This is a genomic window from Gracilibacillus oryzae (assembly GCF_009498735.1).
Classification (GTDB): domain Bacteria; phylum Bacillota; class Bacilli; order Bacillales; family Amphibacillaceae; genus Gracilibacillus; species Gracilibacillus oryzae.
In genome coordinates this window covers 95,944-115,574 of record NZ_ML762427.1, presented here as the reverse complement: position 1 = coordinate 115,574, position 19,631 = coordinate 95,944, and the positions used below count along the sequence as shown (strand labels likewise).

The window sequence follows — 19,631 nt, the reverse complement described above, 5'->3', positions numbered from 1 at the left end:
AGATAAAAAAAGCATACAATGTCTTTCGTGACTAGAAATAAATTAGTGAAAAAAGTAAAGGAAAGGTGTGAATAGATGACTAACTCAGTTCAAAAGCGTGGAACGATTGTCGCACTATTACTGGCAGGTTCGTTTATTGCAATTTTAAACCAGACATTAATGATTACAGCAATACCTCCTATTATGGATGAGATGGGAATTACTCCAAACTCCGCGCAATGGTTAACAACGATCTTTATGTTAATCAATGGTATTATGATCCCGATTACTGCATTTTTAATTGATCGTTTTACGACAAGGCAATTATTTATTACAGCTATGAGTGTTTTTGCGCTGGGTACATTAGTAGCAGCACTTGCTCCGAATTTTTCTGTTCTGTTAGCTGGTCGTGTTATTCAATCAGCTGGTGCGGGTGTCATGCTTCCATTAATGCAAACCGTCTTTTTAATGATCTTCCCTGTTAATAAGCGAGGAAGTGTGATGGGATTAGTCGGGTTGGTTATTTCCTTTGCACCTGCAATTGGACCGACATTATCCGGTTGGGTTACGGAATATTATTCTTGGCGATTCTTGTTCTATATTATTCTGCCAATCGCTATTATTGATATTATTGTGGCATACTTTGTGATGAAAAATGTAACAGAAGTGTCCAAACCGAAAGTTGATATTCTCTCTATTATCTTATCTTCGCTAGGTTTTGGAGGCTTATTGTATGGTTTTACCAATGCCGGTAATAACGGCTGGGACTCACCTGTAACAATAATTGTACTTATAGTAGGTACTGTATCTTTAATCACGTTTATCCTGCGTCAGTTAAATTTAGATCACCCTATGCTGGAATTCAGAGTGTTTAAATATGCTGTTTTCCCATTATCTGTTGCAATCGGGATGATTTCTTTTATGGGATTAATAGCAGTAGAGACATTAATTCCATTGTATATGCAGGAGGCTCGTGATTTTACGGCAGTAGATGCAGGTCTGGTGATATTGCCTGGAGCGTTAATTACAGGGATTATGTCACCAATTACTGGTCGTATCTTTGACAAAGTGGGAGCCAAATGGCTTGCTATCCCAGGACTTGTGTTAATGACAATAGGTACTTTTCTATTTGCGATATTAGATGAAAACACCTCTATTACTTATATGACAGTCGTTTTTGCGATTAGAATGTTAGGGATGTCGATGGTCATGATGCCAATTGCTACAGCAGGATTAAATCAGCTGCCAAAACGGTTAATTGCACATGGTGCTGCGATGGATAATACGTTACGTAATGTTTCAGCATCTGTTGGGACAGCAATCCTTGTTACTGTGCTGACAACAACGGAAAGGGCCGCAGAGCAAAATGGTGAACCTTTCCCTGGTATCATCGGATCTAATACTGCTTTCATGGTTTTATCAATTGTGACCGTAATAGCTTTGGTTGTTTCGTTCTTTGTGAAAAACAGCCGTCCTTCTGACATTGATCAGGAGGCATATGATAGAGATTAGCTCCCTTAGCTAATCTCTTTTTTAAAAGATAGAAATGCATAAAATGCCTGAGATAAAGGGGTCCTAGGTATAAAGCGTAATACTAGGCATAAATGTTGCTGGTGGAATAGTCAATATACCTCCTGATAAATCTCGCTTTCTGCTAAATAATTGCTACGGCTGTCCGCTTCCCTTTCCGTGGCGTTTTCTCCTCAGCTAACTTTGTCATGCGGAATTCGCATGACAAAGTGGATCTTCGGATAAAACGGTGCCACAGGAGTTGAAGCGGACGCCTGCGCTAAGGGCAGTGTCTACACCGTTTGTGAGAGGGTATATAGCTTCTCGATTATGAGAGTTAGAACGGACTAATGTCTTTTATGCTTAGGAATGGCACGCTCGATAAAGCCTGCTGCCAGTTCTTCTAATTCTTTTTGCATCGCTTCCCCTTGCATTGGCAATCCATGGCCTGCGATAACAGTCGATGGGTTTAATTGTGCTATCTTTTTCACAGATTGCTCTGCTCCCATCCAGTCTTCGGTAAAATAAGCAGGAGGTCCATATATATGTTGAAAGGGAAACAGGACAGACAGAGATGATTCAGACTTCTCTGTTGAAATGGCATCACCTGCGATTAACATTCCATCTTTCTCTCGATAGAGACTGATATGTCCTGGTGTATGACCTGGTGTCTCGATATAGCGCCAATCTTCAAGGAAGGGAACTTTCCCGTCTCCTGGTAAAGGTTTGGCCACTTTTTCCAAATGCTCAGGCTTTGTCGGGAACGCTGCTGACAATAAAGACATAAGTCCGCCGCCAACAGTTGGATCCCCAGGAGGATATGCCTTCTTGCCTGTAACATAGTCTATTTCATTTTCGTGGATATACACATCAACCTGCCAATGTTCCGCCAGTTTCTTTGCTGAACCAGCATGGTCGAAATGACCGTGAGTCAGGATGATCGCTTTAGGCGCTTTAGTACCATAACGTTCTTCACAGGCATGGAGAATACGCTCATGGTATCTGCGCAGACTTGTATCAACTAATATCCAATCTTCATCAGGCGCGCCGATCATAATGACATTGGCTAAAAAGGTTCGGTAATAAGCAACATCACGAACCACCTCTTCAGTTACTGCATGGTCAAAGTCTCTTTCGTATTGCTGCCATTTTTCTGTGTAGTTTCTTTCCATAGGTTGTATCGCTCCATTCTTGCATACTATTCATATTTTTTCTTAATTACAGTATTTTATACAAAGGCTCCATTTTCCTGGTTGATCGCACTTTTAGTAAAAGCTGTGTAAATGTTGAAAAAACAATCAACATGTATGGACAAAAACTTAAAACATGTTAAAATTTTAGTTAAGATGATATGAGGGAGATCGGTTACAATGAAGATGTGGATGAAAAAAATAACCGTATTGATGGTCACTATATTGACATTGGGATTCTATATTCCGCCAATTTATGTTGATGCAGACCTTGATGAGTCCGGAAAAGGAGAGGTTTCTCCTGACAATAACGATCTGTCCAATGTTACAAAACAGCAAGTCAATCTGGAACTGCAGGAAGAGTCTGTTGTCGGTAACAGTAATGAACTTTACCTTGAGGCATTAACAGACCAGGCGAAGTATCAGTTAATGGAGAAACTCGGGGAAAGAATCTCTTTGACAATTGACAGGGAACTTGAAGAGATTGTTTTGCCAAACATGGAGTTAGTGCTGGATAATTTGTATGCCAAGATTGGTGAAGAACAGAGTCAGTATTTAGTGATTGCAGAAGACCCGGCATCCGGATATGGGGAAAGAATCTTTAATTTATATGATGTGGACCAAAAGAAAGATATTGCTACATTTCATGTAAAACAAGTGAAACGTCCAAAAGAAGGTTATTATTTTCAATTCCACTATCATTTAGCTCATGATAATTTTACTGAACATTACACAATTGCCGACATTTACTGGGGTAAAAATACCCCTCCAAAATGGATGTCTTAAAGAAAGTTGTACGGAAGGATGCCTTGAGATACGGAGGGGCATCTTTTTTGCACACATAACTGTTCACCACAGCGCTAACCGCCTGTAATTCCCTTAACGGAAAGTTTAAGTAACACAAAGAAAGAAGTGGGGGAAAACAGACGATAGGCATCCTGATAAGATTCGCTAATGATCAGTGGGGGCCATAACTCCCCTGATCAAAGTCTCGCTTTATATTGAAACATTTTCCTTTATTTTATTGCGGAAAATAGGTAAAATAGATCTTATCGTGAAAATTGTCAAAAACAAGGATTGGGATTACTTTATATTGAGTATTTATATAGATAAAGGAGCATTGCCTTATGCCTATTAAAGTGCCAGATTTACTGCCGGCGAAGAGTAAATTGAAAGAAGAGAACATTTTTGTTATGGATGAAAGTCGGGCATTTACACAAGATATTCGACCATTGAAGATTTTGATTTTAAATCTGATGCCATTAAAACAACAAACAGAGACACATCTTTTACGTCTTTTAGGCAATAGTCCATTACAATTGGAAATAGGGTTGCTTCATACAAGCACACATACTTCAAGGAATACTTCAGCTGAACATCTAAAACAGTTTTATAAGTCGATTAATGACGTGAAGGCTAATAGATATGATGGATTAATTATTACCGGCGCGCCAATTGAAAAACTTCCATATGAAGATGTAACGTACTGGGAAGAATTATCGGAAATTATGGAATGGAGCAAATCAAATGTGACATCCACTTTGCATATTTGTTGGGGTGCGATGGCAGGACTCTACTATCACTATGGTATCGATAAATACATCATGGAAGAAAAATTAGCGGGTGTCTTTACCCACAGTTTAACAGATCCGCATGAGAAATTGTTAAGCGGTTTTGATGAAGAGTTCGTTGTGCCGCATTCACGCGAAGCAGATATTAGAAAAACAGATATTGAACAGCATCCAGATCTGAAAATTTTAAGTGAATCGGAAGAAGCTGGTATGTATATCAGTGCATCTAATGACGGGAAACAGATTTTCGTAACAGGGCATCCGGAATATGATGCATTTACACTGCGAAAAGAGTTTGACCGAGATACAGAAGCTGGGCTGAATCCGCCAGTACCTGTTAATTATTATCCTGATGATGATCCGGCGAAAACACCGAAACTGCGTTGGCGAACGCATTCCAATATGCTTGTTTCTAATTGGTTAAACTACTATGTTTACCAGGAGACACCTTACAAATTATAGAAATTGAATATTTCTTTAAGAAAAGGTAAAAAGTGCCTGAATGGATTCTCTATTCAAGCACTTTTTTTATAAGTAAAGAAAGTATAAAAGGAGATGTCTAGCTCCAAGCGCCTGCCCCTCGAGGTCTTAAGCGATCCTGCTATGTGGCAAAGGTCGCCACGTCGCAGTTTCGCTTAAGCTTGTCGGGGCAGAACGGGCGCTTTGCGCTTTTCTAATTAATGTAATGTTTGCTGGTAGTGGCTGTAAGTATCCATTGCTAATGTCACTGCCTGTGCAAAAGCTGCACCACCGCCAAGTGCTGCGCTGATTGCAAGAGTTTCCATTATTTCTTTCTCACTTGCGCCGTTCTCTACGGCGCCTTTTGTGTGATAGATAATGCAGTACTCGTCCTGAGCATAAATACTAATTGCTAATGCCATTAATTGTTTGCTCTTTTGATCAATTTCTCCTGCACGGAAAGCTTCTTCCGTAAAATGAAAATATCCTTTTGTCATATCAGGAAGCTGCTCTTTCATCTTTGTTGTTCCGCGTTTATAATCTTCAATTGCCTGATCAAAATAATTGCTTGTTTCCATGCGATACCCCACCTTTCATTTTAATATTTGTCCGTTCACTCATTTTATACATAAAATCATCTAGACATATAGTGAAGAAACCGATAATATTTTTTTAGGGGGTAATAAAAATGACAGAAAATAAAAAGGTACAGTTAAAAGTAAGGGATAATGGTTCCATTCTTGTGACAGGTGATGTAGAACTGGTTGATGCTGAAGGGAATGCATTTGAAACAAAAGAGAAATTCTCATTATGCCGCTGTGGTGCATCGAAGAATAAACCATTTTGTGATGGATCACATAAAGAGATAGGTTTTCAAGATCAAATCAGAGCAAAATAAAACTGAGACAGATGACAGGGCACATATTCTAAATGGAGAATGTGTGCTTTTTCTTTATGTTAAGAATAATATTAAGGTAAGAAGCTTGTGGATGGATAGGAAAATCTAATTTTGAAGTTAAGTGTCCCACTGCTTTCTTCCGTGCCAAAGCCAGAAGATTAAAGCCGATTTTGATATTGGAGATCAACCTCTTTACTACTTAGACCATCTAATTTACCTTGAATGTGTTAAAAAGCTAATCATAATATTAAAGTCCATATTTTCCGCTCTTTTCATTCTTCGAAAAACCATGTCAGAAAACCTTACATAAAAATTGTGAGCATTTCCGATCCAGTTTAAACTATGTTTAACAGATGATGTTAATAATATTGACAAGGAGAGGAAAAACGCTATGGAAACTGTACTTATGGATAATTTATGGGTCATTATTGGTACTTTTTTAGTTTTATTAATGATTGGTGGGTTTATTTTACTTGAGGCTGGTTCTACTAGAATGAAAAATGCCGGTCACATTGCGGGGAAAACAATTTTCACAATCGGTATTGGATCATTAGTGTTCTGGGCTGTAGGCTATGGATTTATTTATGGAGAAGGTAACTGGTTTATTGGACTTTCTAATTTCTTTTATGGTGATACAACATTCGCGGAAGAAGGATTATCACCGGCAGTTGATTTTATGTTCCAAATGATGTTTGCACTTATTTCATTAACAGTAGCGTTTGGCGGATTTGCTGAACGTGCGAAGTTATCAGCATATGTAGTATTTGCTGTTTTATTCTCCGCATTAGTTTATCCGGTCGTTGCACACTGGATCTGGGGTGGCGGCTGGTTAGCAGACCACGGCAAACAAGACTTTGCAGGTTCAACAGTTGTACACTTAACTGGTGCTATGGCAGCACTTGCGGCAACGATGATTTTGAAACCTCGTATCGGTAAATATAATAAAGATGGTTCTTCTAATGATATAGCAGGTCACAACCAGGTTTATACAGCTTTAGCGGTTTTACTATTATGGGTAGGCTGGTTTGGATTTAACGGTGCTAGTACTTTCGCTGTTTCGGATGCATTCTTCGGTTTTGTTATTTTAAATACACAGTTAGCAGCAGCGGCTGGCGCAATTGCAGCAATGTTCATCGTATGGGCATTTACAGGAAAAGCAGATGTACCAACAACATTAAATGGTGCATTAGCAGGTTTAGTGGCAATTACCGCATCTTGTGGTTTCGTTGAGCCTTGGGCAGCTGTTCTAATCGGTATTGTCGGCGGGTTAATGGTATATGGAAGCATGCGCTTATTCGATCGTGCGAAAATTGATGATCCAATCTTCGCATTATCCGTACACGGTACAGTTGGTATTTGGGGAACAATTTCAACAGGATTCTTTGCAACACCAGAGTTATCGACTGGTATGGAATGGGGTCAGCCGGGGTTATTCTACGGCGGCGGTTTTGAACAATTAGGTGTTCAGATTTTAGGTGTAGCAGCTAGTGGTGTTTATGCATTTGTTGTATCATTCATTATCTTAAAAGTAATGGATAAAGTGATGGGCGGTTTAAGAGTTTCAGAAGAGGAAGAAATCATCGGACTTGACTTAAGTGAACACGGAAGCTACGGTTATCCTGAAAATATTCCGCATCCAAGTGAACAACAAGCGAGGTAATACGGCTAAAGGAGCTGACTTCCGATATGGAATACGATGAGATTAAACGGTTCCGGGAGCAAAATATCCATAAACAAAAAGATTACAGTGAGTTAAACACATTTCATGACAAATTAATTAAGCATACAGTAGAAATAGCAATGCAAAAAGTAGAGGAAGAGCAGGGGAAGGCACCTGCTCCCTTCGCTTTTTTTATAATGGGAAGTGCCGGAAGATCTGAACAATCAATCTGGACTGATCAGGATCATGGCATTGTCTATCAAGGTACTGATGAAGAGAAAGAATATTTTCTCTTGTTAGGAAAGGAAATTGCAAATGGCTTAGAGATCGTGGGCTATCCGAAATGTGATGGGAAAGTGATGGCATCTGAACCGATGTGGACCCATTCTGTAGAAAATTGGACAGCTCAAGTGGACATGTGGCTGAATGAAGCAACATGGCAGTCATTAAGGCATTTTTCTACTTTCTTTGATTCAAGAGTTATCATTGGTGAAACAGCATTTTTAGATGAAATAAAAAAAGCAACCTTTCAACATCTGGGGAGTGATCCTCAAGTGTATAAGCGACTGATCGATAATGTTGATTTTATTAGAAAAGGAGTGGGAATCTTCGGTCAATTATTGCCAGAACAGTCTGGTCCAATGACAGGGCATATTCATTTAAAAACAACTACTTTTTTTCCTTATGTCAACTCTTTAAGGTTATTAGCGTTAGTGAATCATAGTTTTTCTGTATCAACAGCTGTAAGGTTTAACGATTTAAAGGACAGCTACCCATTTTTAGCAGAATATGAGGATCAGTTTGAAAGGTTATTAGAATTTCGTTATCTATTTACGAAGGAAGCAAAGAATTATGATGAAGTTCATTATGTATCATTAAACAAATTATCAAAAAGTGATAAACAGGAGTTGAAACAATTCATGAAAAGTGGTGCAGATTTATTTGAAACGACCAAATCTTTTATTGAAAAAGAGTGTTTATCATGGTAATGAATCAAATGCTGCAATTTATTAAGCAAATGTCAGGCAAAGTATATGGCAATGATGTTACATCCATATCTAACCAAACAGATCCTAGAAAAATTGCATATATGAGAAACTTACAAAGAGAATTGAAAAAGAAGGATGTGTTAAACGTTCCATTTAGGGAATTGCCTATCGTCGTCTTTGATATCGAAACAACAGGCTTTTATCCATACAATGGGGACCGGATCCTCTCGATTGGAGCAGTCAAAATGATTGGTTCAGAAGTTCAGCGGGATCAATTATTTTATAAAACGGTTTACAGTGAATCTCCCTTGGCAGAAGATATTGAGGCATTAACAGGTATAACGGCATATGAGTTGCGTCAAGCTGCACCACTTGATGAAGTGTTACGTCAATTTTTTCAATTTGTTAAAAGTGATACACTTGTTGCCCATCATTCCAGCCATGAAAAGCAATTTATGAAGCATGCCAGCTGGACTGCACTGAAAACAAGTTTCCAGCACCGAATTATTGATACAACGTTTTTAACAAAGGTAGTCACACCTGAGGCACCACAAGTCACTTTGGATGATTGGTGTGAATTCTATGGAGTGGATATAGGGGTAAGGCACCATGCGTTATATGACGCAGTGGCAACAGCCAGAATCTGGTCAGAATGTGTAAAAAAAGTAGAAGAAATGGGCTTTGAAAATTTAAAAGATGCTTACACTCATATAGCGAGTTTACCATAGGGTGATAATGAGAGGAGCGAAATCATTTGAAACATGATATTCCAGATCATAAAGCAACCTTTCCGATCAGCGTTGTTGAGGAACTAACCAAATTAACAGGCAGGCAGATTCGTTATTATGAAGAACAAGGATTGGTAAGCCCGAAGCGGAATTTAGGAAACAGAAGATTGTTTTCATTGAATGATATTGAGAGGCTGAAGCAAATAAAAGCATATATAGATCAGGGTATTAATATTGCAGGAATAAAGGCAATGTTAAAAGACTGACTCCCTTAGTTACCTGTGAAGGAAAGCTAAGGGAGTTTTTTGCTATTATTTATTAAACATATCAAACAATCCGCCAATTCCACCTTCCCCTTTGTTGCCGCCTCTTTCCGGAAGTGCTGCAAATACTCTGCTTGCTAAGCGGCTGAATGGAAGTGATTGAATCCAGACGGTTCCTGGTCCGCTTAAAGTAGCGAAGAATAACCCTTCTCCTCCGAATAGAGCTGTTTTGATTCCGCCGACAAATTCAATATTATAGTCAACAGAACCTGTCATGGCAACAAGGCACCCAGTATCCACCTTAAGTTTTTCTCCAGGCTTTAATGTTCTTTTGTGAATCGTACCACCGGCATGAACAAAAGCCATTCCGTCTCCTTCAAGTTTTTGCATGATAAATCCTTCTCCGCCAAAGAAACCTGTGCGAATTTTGCGCTGGAATTCTATTCCGACAGATACTCCTTTAGCAGCAGCCAAAAAAGCATCTTTCTGACAGATGATTTTACCGTTTAGCTCACTTAAATCCATTGGAATAATCTTACCTGGATAAGGGGAAGCGAAGGATACAAGTTTCTTACCCATTCCATTATTCGTAAATGTTGTCATAAACAAGGTTTCCCCTGTGACCACTCTTTTCCCTGCACCTATCAGTTTATCAACAAGACCGCCTTGCTTAGATGATCCATCACCAAAAATGGTTTCCATCTTGATATCTTCATCCATCATCATCAGACTTCCTGCTTCTGCAATAACAGTCTCTTGCGGGTCTAATTCGACTTCAACGAACTGCATATCATCTCCATATAACTTGTAATCAATTTCATGATTATTCATTACTAATACCCCTCCCTGATTATAGTTTGCATGCTAAGTATACGATACTTTCTGCTTAATGTTTCAACTTTTCTGAAAATTGAAAAAATAGTGAATATTTATTCATGAAAATGAGTAAAGTTTAGCGATTTTAGGCAAGAAAAACCTAAGCAAATTCTGAGTATATGATTATAATATAGAGAATTAAAAAGAATTTAAAAGAATTCCATAAATGATATTTACAAATTCATAAAATATGGTAGTATATAGAGGAATTCATTAATAAATGAACAATTTTAATTGCGAAAGGGGATAGTTGACTATGGTAACTTCTTTATACATGGTAACTTTGACTATTCTGCTTACTTTTCTAGTTTTGTCTGTTGCGGAGAAAATATCTTCCCGCCGCAAAAAACTGAAAGTAGAAATGAATCTAGATGCAAACACCCAGGTTCAACCGGCTATCGTAAAACAACAATAATAAAGACGCTAACTAGTCGATTAGAAGAATAAAAAAATGACTAGATCAAAATAAAGCCTCCTGCACAAAGTGCCAGGAGGTTTCTTGTATATTATAGAGCTGAAAATGAGCGGAGTACACAAGGAGAAGGCCAACCTTGTGATTATGTAGTTATTTCGATGACTCCATAATGAAACAGCGCGGTTTTCCGTTTGTATTGGGTGAATCCTAATTGAGCAAATCGGTCACTTTTCCAGTGATCTTTTAAGATAATCCGTTTTTTTGCAACACGCTTTGCTTCATCAATGGTTTCTTGTGTTAATGTGTTCCTTAATGCATGAACTCTGATCGAACCAATCCCATTGGAACCCTCAACGCCAGTATCAAACATTGGATCAAAATAAACAACATCAAATGAATTTGTTTCAGCTTCTTTCAGAAAATGGTAATGCTCATTATTGATCACATGGATTCTTCTCATTGCCTCATCAAATAAGGAGTTGCCACTAGAAAAGGAGGCTAATCCTTCTTTGGCCAAAAGATAAAGCAATGGATTGCCTTCCAACCCGTATACCGTTCCGCCATTACCCACAGCAATGCTTGCAATGATGCTGTCAGATGCTAATCCTAATGTACAATCTAATATAGACATCCCTTCCTGTAGTTGTGAAATTTCGACAAATGGATCCTTTTCAAGCTGTGCCAACCTCTTTGCTCGAATCAGTGCTAAGTTCGGGTGGAAAAAAAGCTTGTCATCACTTTTCTTTGACATAGCAACTAATTTTTCCATTCCCGTAATAACAATGTCATCTTGATATTGTTCCATCAACGTATTAATGGAACAGCCATTTCTTTCAATGTATTGAATATTATAGGTATCAGCAATAGTCTTTGCTCTGGTTGTTAAACTACTATTCGTTCGTCCTGCAGTTGTTATGATCATTATTCTCATTTCCTGTTCTGTTAAGTATTAATACTCCCATTCCTCTTTTAAGTGCAAGTATAAAAGGAAAAGTTGATCTTCTTTTGATCGTGAGACACTTTGACCAGACAGATCAATTTTTGCTAACAAGATATCTGCTACTTGATTCGTTAAATTATTTTTTTCTTCTATTGGCAGATCTGATATCCGCTGACAGTATGCTGAGAGTAACTCCCAATCTTTTTTATTAAACTGGTTTAATTGCAGAGAGTTCAATTCTAACATTTCTTTGGATAGGCCTTTGTTATGGATCTGTTTTTCTAACCGTGATTCTTTTTTTGACAGCTGGTATTCATGAACGACTAAAGTACCTGCTGTCATGTCTCCTAAACGTTTGTGTTTAGGATGTAAGAAGATTAATAATAATCCAATAAGATAACCGGCAGGCAAGCTGTCAATTAAGCGCATAAAATTACGTATAAGACTAGATAAGAAAGTGATTCTATGACCGTTTTCCTGAATTACCCGTAACCCCAACATTCGTTTTCCGATCGTTCTTCCAGCCCAAAAGAATTCTAATATAATAAAGTAGCCAAAATTGAGAAGAAATAACAAAATGAGTATAATAGATATTAACAGTTCTTCCATATCTAACAAACTATTCTGTAAAGATAGGGAGAACGTGATAATAATAATGATTTGTGTTAAGAGCAGGATAGCCTGATCAATAATGAAGGCAGTTGCTCTAGACCCAAGTCCTGCTATTTGGAATTGTAATGATACATATTCCGGTGTTTTGACATCTAACATCTCTTGCTTCATTTGTACACACCTTTCTAGTAAAATATAAATAACATCTATTCGCATAAAAGATAATCCAGTATAATGAAAGTAAAAAGATAGAAAAACAGGTGATTATATGCAATTGAATCATTTCATTAAGAACAATCGTGCGGAGTGGGACAAATTAGAAAAGCTGACGAAACAACTGCAAAAAAAACCAACAAATAAAATAATCGATCAATTCCATCATACCTATCAAAAAGTTTCGCAACATTTATCTTATAGTCAAACATACTTTCCAAAAGATGATGTGACAAATTATTTGAATGAATTAGTTGCAAAGGCGCACAATGTGTTTTATCGCTCCGAGCAATCCTCCTGGAAACAATTTCGTTATTTCTTTAGTACAAAATTTGTCGGGCTGCTTTTGGAACAGTGGCAGGCAATATTGATAGCCATGCTGTTATTCGCGCTTGGCGGATTAGCAAGCTTTATTGCTGTAGTTAATGACCCTCTCCATATTTACGGCATTTTACCTGAAGAGATGGTTCAGGCAGTGAATCCCGAAATGCTGGGAGTAGACCCTGCGGCTGTCAGTCCTTCTGTTATGTCGACAGAAATCATGACAAATAATATTCAAGTAGCCATTCTGGCATTTGCGGGTGGTATCACATTTGGTATTTTAACAGTCTATGTACTGATATATAATGGGATTTTAGTTGGTGCATTAGCTGGATTATTCTGGAATTACAGCAATTCCTATGTTTTCTGGGCCTATATTGTGCCGCATGGTGTCATTGAACTTTTTGCCATTTTTATAGCAGGTGGTGCAGGCTTGTTAATGGGTTATAAAATGTTCGTTCCTGGTAAACATTCAAGAAGCTATCAATTAAAAAAACAAACGATTCGTTCGGTGCAATTATTAATCGGAACAATTCCTCTGTTTATCATTGCCGGAATTATTGAAGGCTACATTACACCCGCAGGCTTGTCACTTGAAGCAAAATATGCTGTTGCGATTACTACGGGTGCCGGATTGATTGTATATATGGTTCTGGGACAAATCTTGAAACAAAGAAGAATCTCACAGCAATCCTCTATTTAATGTATGAATGTATTGGGAAACGGCAGTAACGGCTAACCTTTCTGCAGGTGCCTCTATCATCGGCAATCCGTGTTTCTGCCACTTTAACATAACTTCCTTTTGGTAAAGAAGATGTTTTTGAGCAACACTTTTTTGCATTGTGTGAAGGGCAGAAACCGGTTCTGTCCTTATTTTTTGCTGCAAGAGTTGATCCTCGATTCCCATCATTAAGAAAAGATGTTTCTTTCTGATTTTCTTCATGTACAACAAGTTATGGTCCTCGTGAATAAATGTCTGAACATCGCTAAATAGTATAATCATACTTCGTTTGGACTGGATTGACTGAACATATTGCATCGCGAGCGGATAGTTGGATTCTTGCGGGTCCACTTGCACGCTGTAGATGGTTTGTAAAATGGTGTTTAAATGAGCTAATCCTTTACCAGCCGGGACCACTGCTTTAATTTCCTTGGAAAAAATAATCACAGTAACATAATCTCCGTTATCTAAAGCGGCAGCGGCCAAAGTGATGGCAGCTTCGATAGATTTTTCCAGACGATTGCTTTCTGTTAATTCAACACCCATCATCCGTCCACAGTCTATTAATATCACCATATTTTTTCCATGTTCTGGCTCAAATTCATTTGTCATTACTTCTTGTAATTTAGCCGATTGCCGCCAGTTAATCTTACGGGGATCATCTCCCACTACATAGTTTCGGACTTTGGAAAATTCGCCAACCCCGCTCTTTGTTTTGCGAATTTTGATTCCTTCATGTAACAAATATTTTTGGGCACTTTCTAAATAGCGTTTGGTTTCAGATAAGTTAGGGATGACCTTCACTTCATCAGGAAGTGATGTGGTAATTTGTCTCTCCCATAAACCAAATTTTCCTCTTATTCTAAGGTAAAGCTTGTCAATTACATATTTGCCTCGTACCTGCGGGAAAATAGTATAATCAACGATGGTTTCCTTTTCCTTATGTAAGGGTACATTTGATGGAAATATTGTTTGAAATGATGCAGGTATCTCATCAACCAGTCTCACCATTCCATCATAGTTTGATTGATTTTGAATAGAGATAGATACCGTGCTCTTTTCATAACGCTCTATTTCACCAGAAATGATTCTCTTTGCAATTACCTCTTTTTTGCCTGGTATAAAGATAATTTCCAGTATGGAAACGAACAAAACGATCACCGTGGAAATCCCTAAGAACAGCCAGGAAAAGCGCCAAAATGAAATGATTAATAAAAAAATAGTGAAAATGGAATAGAATAAGAGAAGTCGTCCTGTTGGAACAATTCCCTTATCGCGGAACAGCAATCGATCCCACCAATTCTTGAATCGTTTCATCGATATCAGATCCCTCCAATTCTGCATAAGGGGATAGTTGGATACGGTGTCTTAAGCTGGGTAATGCAACAACTTTTACATCATCAGGTGTCACATAATCTCTGTTATCTAAATAGGCCCACGCTTGAGCGGTTTTTGCAATCGCAATCGCTGCACGAGTACTTGCCCCATTTTGGATATTCTCTAATTCTCTAGTTTTCCTGACAATTTTCATCATATAATCCGCAATTTGTTCACTAATAGTAACATTACGAATTTTCTGTTGGAATTGCTGAAGTTCTTCTTGGGTAAAAATAGCAGGAATATCTGCAGGTGAGGACTGCTCATTCACAACTAATTGCAATACTTTTATTTCTTCTTCCAATGTTGGGAAATCAATAATTAATTTAAACAAAAATCGGTCCTGCTGAGCCTCTGGTAAAGGATAAGTCCCTTCAAATTCAATCGGATTCTGTGTTGCAGCAACAAAGAAAAATGCTGGTAATTGATAAGTTTCCCCCTGGATGGTAACTTGCTTTTCTTCCATCGCTTCTAGCAATGCTGCTTGTGTTTTAGCGGGAGTCCGATTAATTTCATCAGCTAGTAAAACATTGGTGAAAATCGGCCCTTTGATCGTTTGGAAGGCATGTTCTTTCATATTGTAAATAGAACTTCCAGTTATATCGCTTGGTAATAAATCAGGTGTAAATTGAATTCGACTGAATGTACCATTAACTAATTTTGCCAATGTTTTGACCATTTGTGTTTTCCCTGTTCCTGGTACCCCTTCAATTAAGACATGGCCACCAGCAAGGGCTGCAGTTAGTAATAATTTAAGATTCTTACCTTGGCCGATAATTCTTTCTTCATATTTTGACAAAAGGGATGAAATTGATTCACTCATCCTTTTCCACCTCTTTCCTAATATTGTTGATCGTTTTTGACCATTGTAAATATGTTTGTTTATGGATGTTTTCCTGCTGCAATATATGTTCCAATTCTTTTGCAAAAACTTGTAAATCTTTGGCTGGTATATTTATCTGATTATCCAATAATTCCAGTCGCTCTTTCCAATCTTTACTATAAGGGATACCGTAACGTTCACGGATTACTTCTCTCAGGAAATTGGCTTGATCTACTAGTGAGGTATGATAATTTTTTCCTTTTAAATACCAAATCGCCAGAGCTCTAATTCGTTCATCACTGAATCTAACATGTTCTTCTCTCACTGGAAGGATCGGACCAAATCGTTTCCCTTGATGCCAGAGCAGAAGAATAGTTAGCAGAATTCCTTCAACTAAAAGGACATATGCCCAATCTGGATACAAAGAAAAATGGGAGCGGATCTGTTCCCCGCTATTTCTTTTGTATTGATCAAAAACAAGCGTTTGACCTTCAGCAGAAGAGAGAATATGGAAAACTAAAGCTGTATGTTCTTCTTCTGTAAGGAAATCATTTGTAAGCCAGCCAGGTTCTAAAATGGTAATAAGCGTCCCATTACCAACCTGCCGTTCTAAGCCGACAACTCCGAATTCATCCTCCAGCAACACCTGATCAGTTTCTTTTGTCATTAAGCGAACATTACTCTCCATTTGAGCATCGTAGGGTTGATTGTTAAATTGCACTTCAACTGTTTGAACTTCATCTGATCCATTATGAACAGGCTCCGTTTCTAACTCGAATAAGCCATCAGGATTATACTTCCATAAGATGATGGTGTTTCCATCCATCATATAGTCTTTGTATTGATCCGCAATTTGCTCATCTGTAGAAATCGATGGATTCATCAGCATTCTGACTTCTCTTCCGTCAGATGTTATTTCGGTTGGATGCTGTGCTTGTGTCTCTACCTCTATGTCCTGTTCTTGTAAATATGTATAAAGAGCCTTTGTTCCAGTCGGCGACGGTGATTCTGTCACAAAATTTGGATACTCTTTTGGTGAATTACTTGTAGAGAGCATACTGACGATGATTAACATAATAAAAGCAAACACACCATACAGGTAGATCTTTTTATCTCTGTTATTCTTCATCCGTTATCACCTGCCTTCTGAGCAGCAGCCTGTTGTTCTATTTTCATTATCCAATGGTTTACTTTTTCTTTTACATGGTGGAAGTCAGAATCTATTACTTCTTGTTCACCGTACATAACCCGTTCAAAAAAGGTGGCAGCTTCATAGAATCCTTCGGCAAGCTGGGAGTCTGCTTTTTTCAGTTCGTCATAATAATCCCAGTTTGTTTTCCATAGTTTAGCTTCCAGCTGCTTCCGCTCATGAAGTAATAGTAATAAGGCTAGAAATTGATGTCTTGTTGCCAATTTATACTGTTGAAGCTGGGCAAGCCTTTCAGCTTCTTTAAGATGCTCCGTATAACGCCACTCCATTTCTCGTGTTGTGTGCAGAAGCGTATGTTTAGAATGTTTCTTTCTCGCAAAATATCTGACGCTAAAGAAAATTCCGGTAATGATGGCAGCAATGATACATGCTACTATTATGACTACAATCGTGTTACCGACACCTGACCCAGGTACAAAAGAATCAAAGATTTCAGCGAGCAAGTCATTAATCCAGCCACTTATTGCGTCCCATAATATTTCAAGTAATCCTCTATTATCTTCATAATAGATTTGGTATTCTCTTCTGCTAAGGATCTCCTCTAGTCGTGATTGATTTCCTTCAAGTCCTTTCATCAATATGCTCCTTTAGGATTGTTCTAGACTATCATATGAATCCAGCATTTCTTTTATATCACCTGCTTCGTATCTAAGGTGAGCATCAAAGTACATGACAGCATATCCTGCATAAACGATAATGTTAGCTACCATCGTAATAAAGTTGATTAATAAGTTTGATAGGATACTATTTCCCAACAGGATTAAAGGCACCTGCAGGATAGAACTGATTGTATACATAATGATGTATAAAATAATAAATAATCCAAAGAATTTCCATGTTTGTCTCTTTGTTAAGTGCCAGCTTTTTGTAAAACCTGGTGCCACCCGTTCAAACAGGACAGCAGCAATTGACAAACTCCATCTTGTCAGAAGTAAACCTGCACCAATAAATATACCAGCAACTAAAAGGAAGCCTAATAGAATACCAACGATCGGATGAACAGCAAAAGAGGCTGCTGCTCCAATAAATATAGCAAGGAAAATGGTGGAAAAAATAATTAGAAAAATTATAATTCCTAAGAGTAGTGTTGTCCCGAACATAGGCCAGTACCTTGGCAATGCCATTTTTATCATATCTCTTGTTGCTACCTTTTTGCCTTCGCGTGCGAATTTAACGGCATAGATAGTTGCCCCGACAATAATTGGTGTTGCGATAACGGTTAATAAACCTGAAATAATCACGCCAATATCTTCTGTAATTGTAGTTATGGCAAAGGACTCCGTATTCGCCGTAAGCTGTGAGAGGAAATTTTGGCTTGGGTCAGCACTCATAATGAAATCTCTTCCACTTATTAATAAAGTAAGTATTTGCAGAAGATATATTGGTGTCATAATTAGAAGAGAAATCATAAACAATGGTTTAAAATAATTTTTTAAAATACGGAAAGTCTGGTCTAATATTTTTCCGAAATTTAAAGGTTTCTGTGTACCAGTATTCATAAAAGTTAATTCCTCCTAAGTTTTATCCAGCGCTAACTGTCTGTAATACCCTAAACGAAAAGTATTGAATAACACAAAGATGGTAAGTAGGGGATAACAGACGCTAAGCATTCTGATAAGTTTCGCTAATGATCCATTGGGGGATAGAAAACCCCTGCTGATTAAAGTCTCACTTTATATCCACCCCATATTTTAACATGAATTATCAAAATAAGATAAAATAATAACAATAAAAACAAAAAATGTAAAAAAAGGTTTAGACATAACAAAAATAGTTAATCTAAAAACCGAACAACAAATACCCAAGTGTGTCATTCACTAATGTACTAATTTAGATACTGCTAAAATGCCGCTGGGGAAAATACTCGCTTTCCGTAGGCACGGCTTCAGCTAACTTGTTAAAGAAACCCGCTTTAACAAGTGGATCTTCAGCTCGCGCTGTTCCTACAGGAGTCTCGCATTTTCCCCAGCTTTTAAGGGTTTCCTACACCAATAAGTAGAACGAATATCTTCCTGTTAACACATCCTCACTTAAGGTAAATTTAGGCATGACCATCATCAACTTCACCTGAAAGTCTCTCTTCTAAAGCAGGAACTAATAGAGGACGAAAGATCCTGTTTTCATAAAAGAAAATAATCCGAACAAAATCCAATTGTTCGGATTACAGTATAGACAAATTACTTTTGTCCCATCCTTATTACAGTTCTGCTTTATTTATGCTGCTTTTTCTTTTGCCAGCTCGCTTTTCTTTGTTGTCAATAAGAATGATAAGACCAGACCGACAATGGATAATATTGTAGCAACCCAGAATATAGTCTGATAACCGCTAATGGCAGCGTTGCTGGCAACTTGCGCCATTGCCTCTTGCTCGGTTAAACCTTCTAATTGTGACTGATCAGGCTGATAGTTTGCAGCAGTTGTTGTCATTAATGAAATCAAAACAGCTGTACCGATCGAAGCAGATACTTGCTGCATTGTATTTGCCATTGCTGTCCCATGCGGATGCCACTCTACAGGCAGCTGATTAAGTCCTGATGTCATAACAGGCATCATAACAAGTGATAAACCAAACATACGAATAGCATAAATGATCGTTAGGTAACTGAACGCAGTATCCATTGATAAGTTTGTAAATAAGAATGTTGTTGCTGTTACAATAGCTAGACCAGTAGCAGCAAGCCATTTTGCTCCGAATTTATCAAATAACATACCGGTAATCGGAGACATAATCCCCATCACAATAGCACCAGGTAACAGCATTAAACCAGAATCTAACGGTGTAAAATCTCTGGTAGTCTGCATATATAATGGCAGGATGGTCTCAGCTCCAATTAGTGCCATTAAAACAATCGCTGTAATGATCAATGATAAAGAATA

21 protein-coding genes are annotated in these 19,631 nt (G+C 38.0%); 10 read left to right on the top strand and 11 right to left on the bottom strand.

The features are described 5' to 3' along the window. The first annotated feature begins 75 nt into the window (after nt 1-75). The gene (locus F9U64_RS07460; RefSeq protein ID WP_153402386.1) at nt 76-1,491 is read left to right on the top strand and encodes an MDR family MFS transporter; all 1,416 of its coding nucleotides are present in this window, start codon (nt 76-78) and stop codon (nt 1,489-1,491) included. Between the two features lie 344 nt (nt 1,492-1,835). On the opposite strand, the gene F9U64_RS07455 is transcribed toward F9U64_RS07460, so the two are convergent. After that, nucleotides 1,836-2,660 carry an MBL fold metallo-hydrolase gene (locus F9U64_RS07455; RefSeq protein WP_153402385.1) on the bottom strand — a complete coding sequence of 275 codons (825 nt, stop codon included), beginning with the start codon at nt 2,658-2,660 and terminating at the stop codon, nt 1,836-1,838. Nucleotides 2,661-2,858: 198 nt separating this feature from the next. Between F9U64_RS07455 and F9U64_RS07450 the strand changes: the two genes are divergently transcribed. Together F9U64_RS07450 and metA are read left to right on the top strand one after the other, a co-directional pair. After that, the gene (locus tag F9U64_RS07450; RefSeq protein ID WP_153402384.1) at nt 2,859-3,464 is read left to right on the top strand and encodes a YpjP family protein; all 606 of its coding nucleotides are present in this window, start codon (nt 2,859-2,861) and stop codon (nt 3,462-3,464) included. A 341-nt stretch (nt 3,465-3,805) separates the two neighbouring features. Beyond that, a complete protein-coding gene (gene metA / locus F9U64_RS07445) occupies nt 3,806-4,711 on the top strand; it encodes a homoserine O-acetyltransferase MetA (RefSeq protein ID WP_153402383.1) in 906 nt (301 codons plus the stop codon). A gap of 215 nt (nt 4,712-4,926) precedes the next feature. Here the strand turns inward: metA and F9U64_RS07440 are convergent, their stop codons facing one another. Beyond that, a complete protein-coding gene (locus F9U64_RS07440) occupies nt 4,927-5,286 on the bottom strand; it encodes a carboxymuconolactone decarboxylase family protein (protein ID WP_153402382.1) in 360 nt (119 codons plus the stop codon). 110 nt (nt 5,287-5,396) lie between these two features. Here F9U64_RS07440 and F9U64_RS07435 point away from each other — a divergent pair, with 110 nt between their 5' ends. From F9U64_RS07435 to F9U64_RS07415, 5 genes are all read left to right on the top strand, one after another. Further along, nucleotides 5,397-5,606, top strand: coding sequence for a CDGSH iron-sulfur domain-containing protein (locus F9U64_RS07435; protein ID WP_153402381.1), 210 nt, complete (start codon nt 5,397-5,399; stop codon nt 5,604-5,606). Nucleotides 5,607-5,997: 391 nt separating this feature from the next. Beyond that, nucleotides 5,998-7,266 carry an ammonium transporter gene (locus tag F9U64_RS07430; protein WP_153402380.1) on the top strand — a complete coding sequence of 423 codons (1,269 nt, stop codon included), beginning with the start codon at nt 5,998-6,000 and terminating at the stop codon, nt 7,264-7,266. Nucleotides 7,267-7,292: 26 nt separating this feature from the next. Beyond that, nucleotides 7,293-8,255 (top strand): DUF294 nucleotidyltransferase-like domain-containing protein, encoded by a 963-nt coding sequence (locus tag F9U64_RS07425; protein WP_153402379.1) that lies wholly within the window; start codon nt 7,293-7,295, stop codon nt 8,253-8,255. Continuing rightward, complete coding sequence (locus tag F9U64_RS07420) at nt 8,249-8,983, top strand: exonuclease domain-containing protein (protein WP_153402378.1); 735 nt, start codon at nt 8,249-8,251, stop codon at nt 8,981-8,983. The genes F9U64_RS07425 and F9U64_RS07420 overlap by 7 nt, the downstream gene beginning before the upstream one ends. A 26-nt stretch (nt 8,984-9,009) precedes the next feature. Continuing rightward, nucleotides 9,010-9,249, top strand: a complete 240-nt coding sequence (locus F9U64_RS07415; protein ID WP_153402377.1) for a MerR family transcriptional regulator — start codon at nt 9,010-9,012, stop codon at nt 9,247-9,249. A gap of 45 nt (nt 9,250-9,294) precedes the next feature. Here F9U64_RS07415 and F9U64_RS07410 read toward each other — a convergent pair whose 3' ends face one another. Further along, nucleotides 9,295-10,077, bottom strand: coding sequence for a TIGR00266 family protein (locus F9U64_RS07410; RefSeq protein WP_153402376.1), 783 nt, complete (start codon nt 10,075-10,077; stop codon nt 9,295-9,297). Between the two features lie 301 nt (nt 10,078-10,378). On the opposite strand from F9U64_RS07410, the gene F9U64_RS07405 reads away from it, so the two are divergent. Beyond that, the gene (locus F9U64_RS07405; RefSeq protein ID WP_153402375.1) at nt 10,379-10,537 is read left to right on the top strand and encodes a hypothetical protein; all 159 of its coding nucleotides are present in this window, start codon (nt 10,379-10,381) and stop codon (nt 10,535-10,537) included. Nucleotides 10,538-10,679: 142 nt separating this feature from the next. On the opposite strand, the gene F9U64_RS07400 is transcribed toward F9U64_RS07405, so the two are convergent. Both F9U64_RS07400 and F9U64_RS07395 read right to left on the bottom strand, forming a co-directional pair. Beyond that, nucleotides 10,680-11,459: a class I SAM-dependent methyltransferase gene (locus F9U64_RS07400; protein ID WP_153402374.1), complete on the bottom strand. Its 780-nt coding sequence runs from the start codon at nt 11,457-11,459 to the stop codon at nt 10,680-10,682. Between the two features lie 27 nt (nt 11,460-11,486). Next, nucleotides 11,487-12,260, bottom strand: a complete 774-nt coding sequence (locus F9U64_RS07395) for an RDD family protein (protein WP_153402373.1) — start codon at nt 12,258-12,260, stop codon at nt 11,487-11,489. A 97-nt stretch (nt 12,261-12,357) separates the two neighbouring features. Between F9U64_RS07395 and F9U64_RS07390 the strand changes: the two genes are divergently transcribed. Then, nucleotides 12,358-13,326, top strand: a complete 969-nt coding sequence (locus tag F9U64_RS07390) for a stage II sporulation protein M (protein ID WP_153402372.1) — start codon at nt 12,358-12,360, stop codon at nt 13,324-13,326. Here the strand turns inward: F9U64_RS07390 and F9U64_RS07385 are convergent. From F9U64_RS07385 to F9U64_RS22890, 6 genes are all read right to left on the bottom strand, one after another. Continuing rightward, nucleotides 13,306-14,661, bottom strand: a complete 1,356-nt coding sequence (locus F9U64_RS07385) for a DUF58 domain-containing protein (RefSeq protein ID WP_153402371.1) — start codon at nt 14,659-14,661, stop codon at nt 13,306-13,308. The genes F9U64_RS07390 and F9U64_RS07385 overlap by 21 nt on opposite strands. Continuing rightward, nucleotides 14,615-15,544: an AAA family ATPase gene (locus F9U64_RS07380; RefSeq protein WP_153402370.1), complete on the bottom strand. Its 930-nt coding sequence runs from the start codon at nt 15,542-15,544 to the stop codon at nt 14,615-14,617. The genes F9U64_RS07385 and F9U64_RS07380 overlap by 47 nt, the downstream gene beginning before the upstream one ends. Further along, a complete protein-coding gene (locus F9U64_RS07375) occupies nt 15,537-16,673 on the bottom strand; it encodes a DUF4350 domain-containing protein (RefSeq protein ID WP_153402369.1) in 1,137 nt (378 codons plus the stop codon). The genes F9U64_RS07380 and F9U64_RS07375 overlap by 8 nt, the downstream gene beginning before the upstream one ends. After that, nucleotides 16,670-17,329 (bottom strand): DUF4129 domain-containing protein, encoded by a 660-nt coding sequence (locus F9U64_RS07370; protein WP_153402368.1) that lies wholly within the window; start codon nt 17,327-17,329, stop codon nt 16,670-16,672. Before F9U64_RS07370 ends, F9U64_RS07375 begins: the two co-directional genes overlap by 4 nt. A 12-nt stretch (nt 17,330-17,341) precedes the next feature. After that, complete coding sequence (locus tag F9U64_RS07365) at nt 17,342-18,253, bottom strand: hypothetical protein (RefSeq protein WP_153402367.1); 912 nt, start codon at nt 18,251-18,253, stop codon at nt 17,342-17,344. 715 nt (nt 18,254-18,968) lie between these two features. Then, the coding region (locus F9U64_RS22890; RefSeq protein ID WP_228275617.1) for an MFS transporter at nt 18,969-19,631 on the bottom strand (663 nt) is incomplete at its 5' end.

Excerpts from the sequence above, each read along its gene's own strand:
- metA (WP_153402383.1), top strand. The coding sequence starts at position 3,806 with ATGCCTATTAAAGTGCCAGATTTACTGCCGGCGAAGAGTAAATTGAAA.
- F9U64_RS07440 (WP_153402382.1), bottom strand. The coding sequence starts at position 5,286 with ATGGAAACAAGCAATTATTTTGATCAGGCAATTGAAGATTATAAACGC.
- F9U64_RS07455 (WP_153402385.1), bottom strand. The coding sequence starts at position 2,660 with ATGGAAAGAAACTACACAGAAAAATGGCAGCAATACGAAAGAGACTTT.
- F9U64_RS07365 (WP_153402367.1), bottom strand. The coding sequence starts at position 18,253 with ATGAATACTGGTACACAGAAACCTTTAAATTTCGGAAAAATATTAGAC.
- F9U64_RS07430 (WP_153402380.1), top strand. The coding sequence starts at position 5,998 with ATGGAAACTGTACTTATGGATAATTTATGGGTCATTATTGGTACTTTT.
- F9U64_RS07385 (WP_153402371.1), bottom strand. The coding sequence starts at position 14,661 with ATGAAACGATTCAAGAATTGGTGGGATCGATTGCTGTTCCGCGATAAG.
- F9U64_RS07425 (WP_153402379.1), top strand. The coding sequence starts at position 7,293 with ATGGAATACGATGAGATTAAACGGTTCCGGGAGCAAAATATCCATAAA.
- F9U64_RS07410 (WP_153402376.1), bottom strand. The coding sequence starts at position 10,077 with ATGAATAATCATGAAATTGATTACAAGTTATATGGAGATGATATGCAG.
- F9U64_RS07435 (WP_153402381.1), top strand. The coding sequence starts at position 5,397 with ATGACAGAAAATAAAAAGGTACAGTTAAAAGTAAGGGATAATGGTTCC.
- F9U64_RS07450 (WP_153402384.1), top strand. The coding sequence starts at position 2,859 with ATGAAGATGTGGATGAAAAAAATAACCGTATTGATGGTCACTATATTG.
- F9U64_RS07380 (WP_153402370.1), bottom strand. The coding sequence starts at position 15,544 with ATGAGTGAATCAATTTCATCCCTTTTGTCAAAATATGAAGAAAGAATT.
- F9U64_RS07390 (WP_153402372.1), top strand. The coding sequence starts at position 12,358 with ATGCAATTGAATCATTTCATTAAGAACAATCGTGCGGAGTGGGACAAA.
- F9U64_RS07460 (WP_153402386.1), top strand. The coding sequence starts at position 76 with ATGACTAACTCAGTTCAAAAGCGTGGAACGATTGTCGCACTATTACTG.
- F9U64_RS07405 (WP_153402375.1), top strand. The coding sequence starts at position 10,379 with ATGGTAACTTCTTTATACATGGTAACTTTGACTATTCTGCTTACTTTT.
- F9U64_RS07400 (WP_153402374.1), bottom strand. The coding sequence starts at position 11,459 with ATGATCATAACAACTGCAGGACGAACGAATAGTAGTTTAACAACCAGA.
- F9U64_RS07395 (WP_153402373.1), bottom strand. The coding sequence starts at position 12,260 with ATGAAGCAAGAGATGTTAGATGTCAAAACACCGGAATATGTATCATTA.
- F9U64_RS07375 (WP_153402369.1), bottom strand. The coding sequence starts at position 16,673 with ATGAAGAATAACAGAGATAAAAAGATCTACCTGTATGGTGTGTTTGCT.
- F9U64_RS07370 (WP_153402368.1), bottom strand. The coding sequence starts at position 17,329 with ATGAAAGGACTTGAAGGAAATCAATCACGACTAGAGGAGATCCTTAGC.
- F9U64_RS07420 (WP_153402378.1), top strand. The coding sequence starts at position 8,249 with ATGGTAATGAATCAAATGCTGCAATTTATTAAGCAAATGTCAGGCAAA.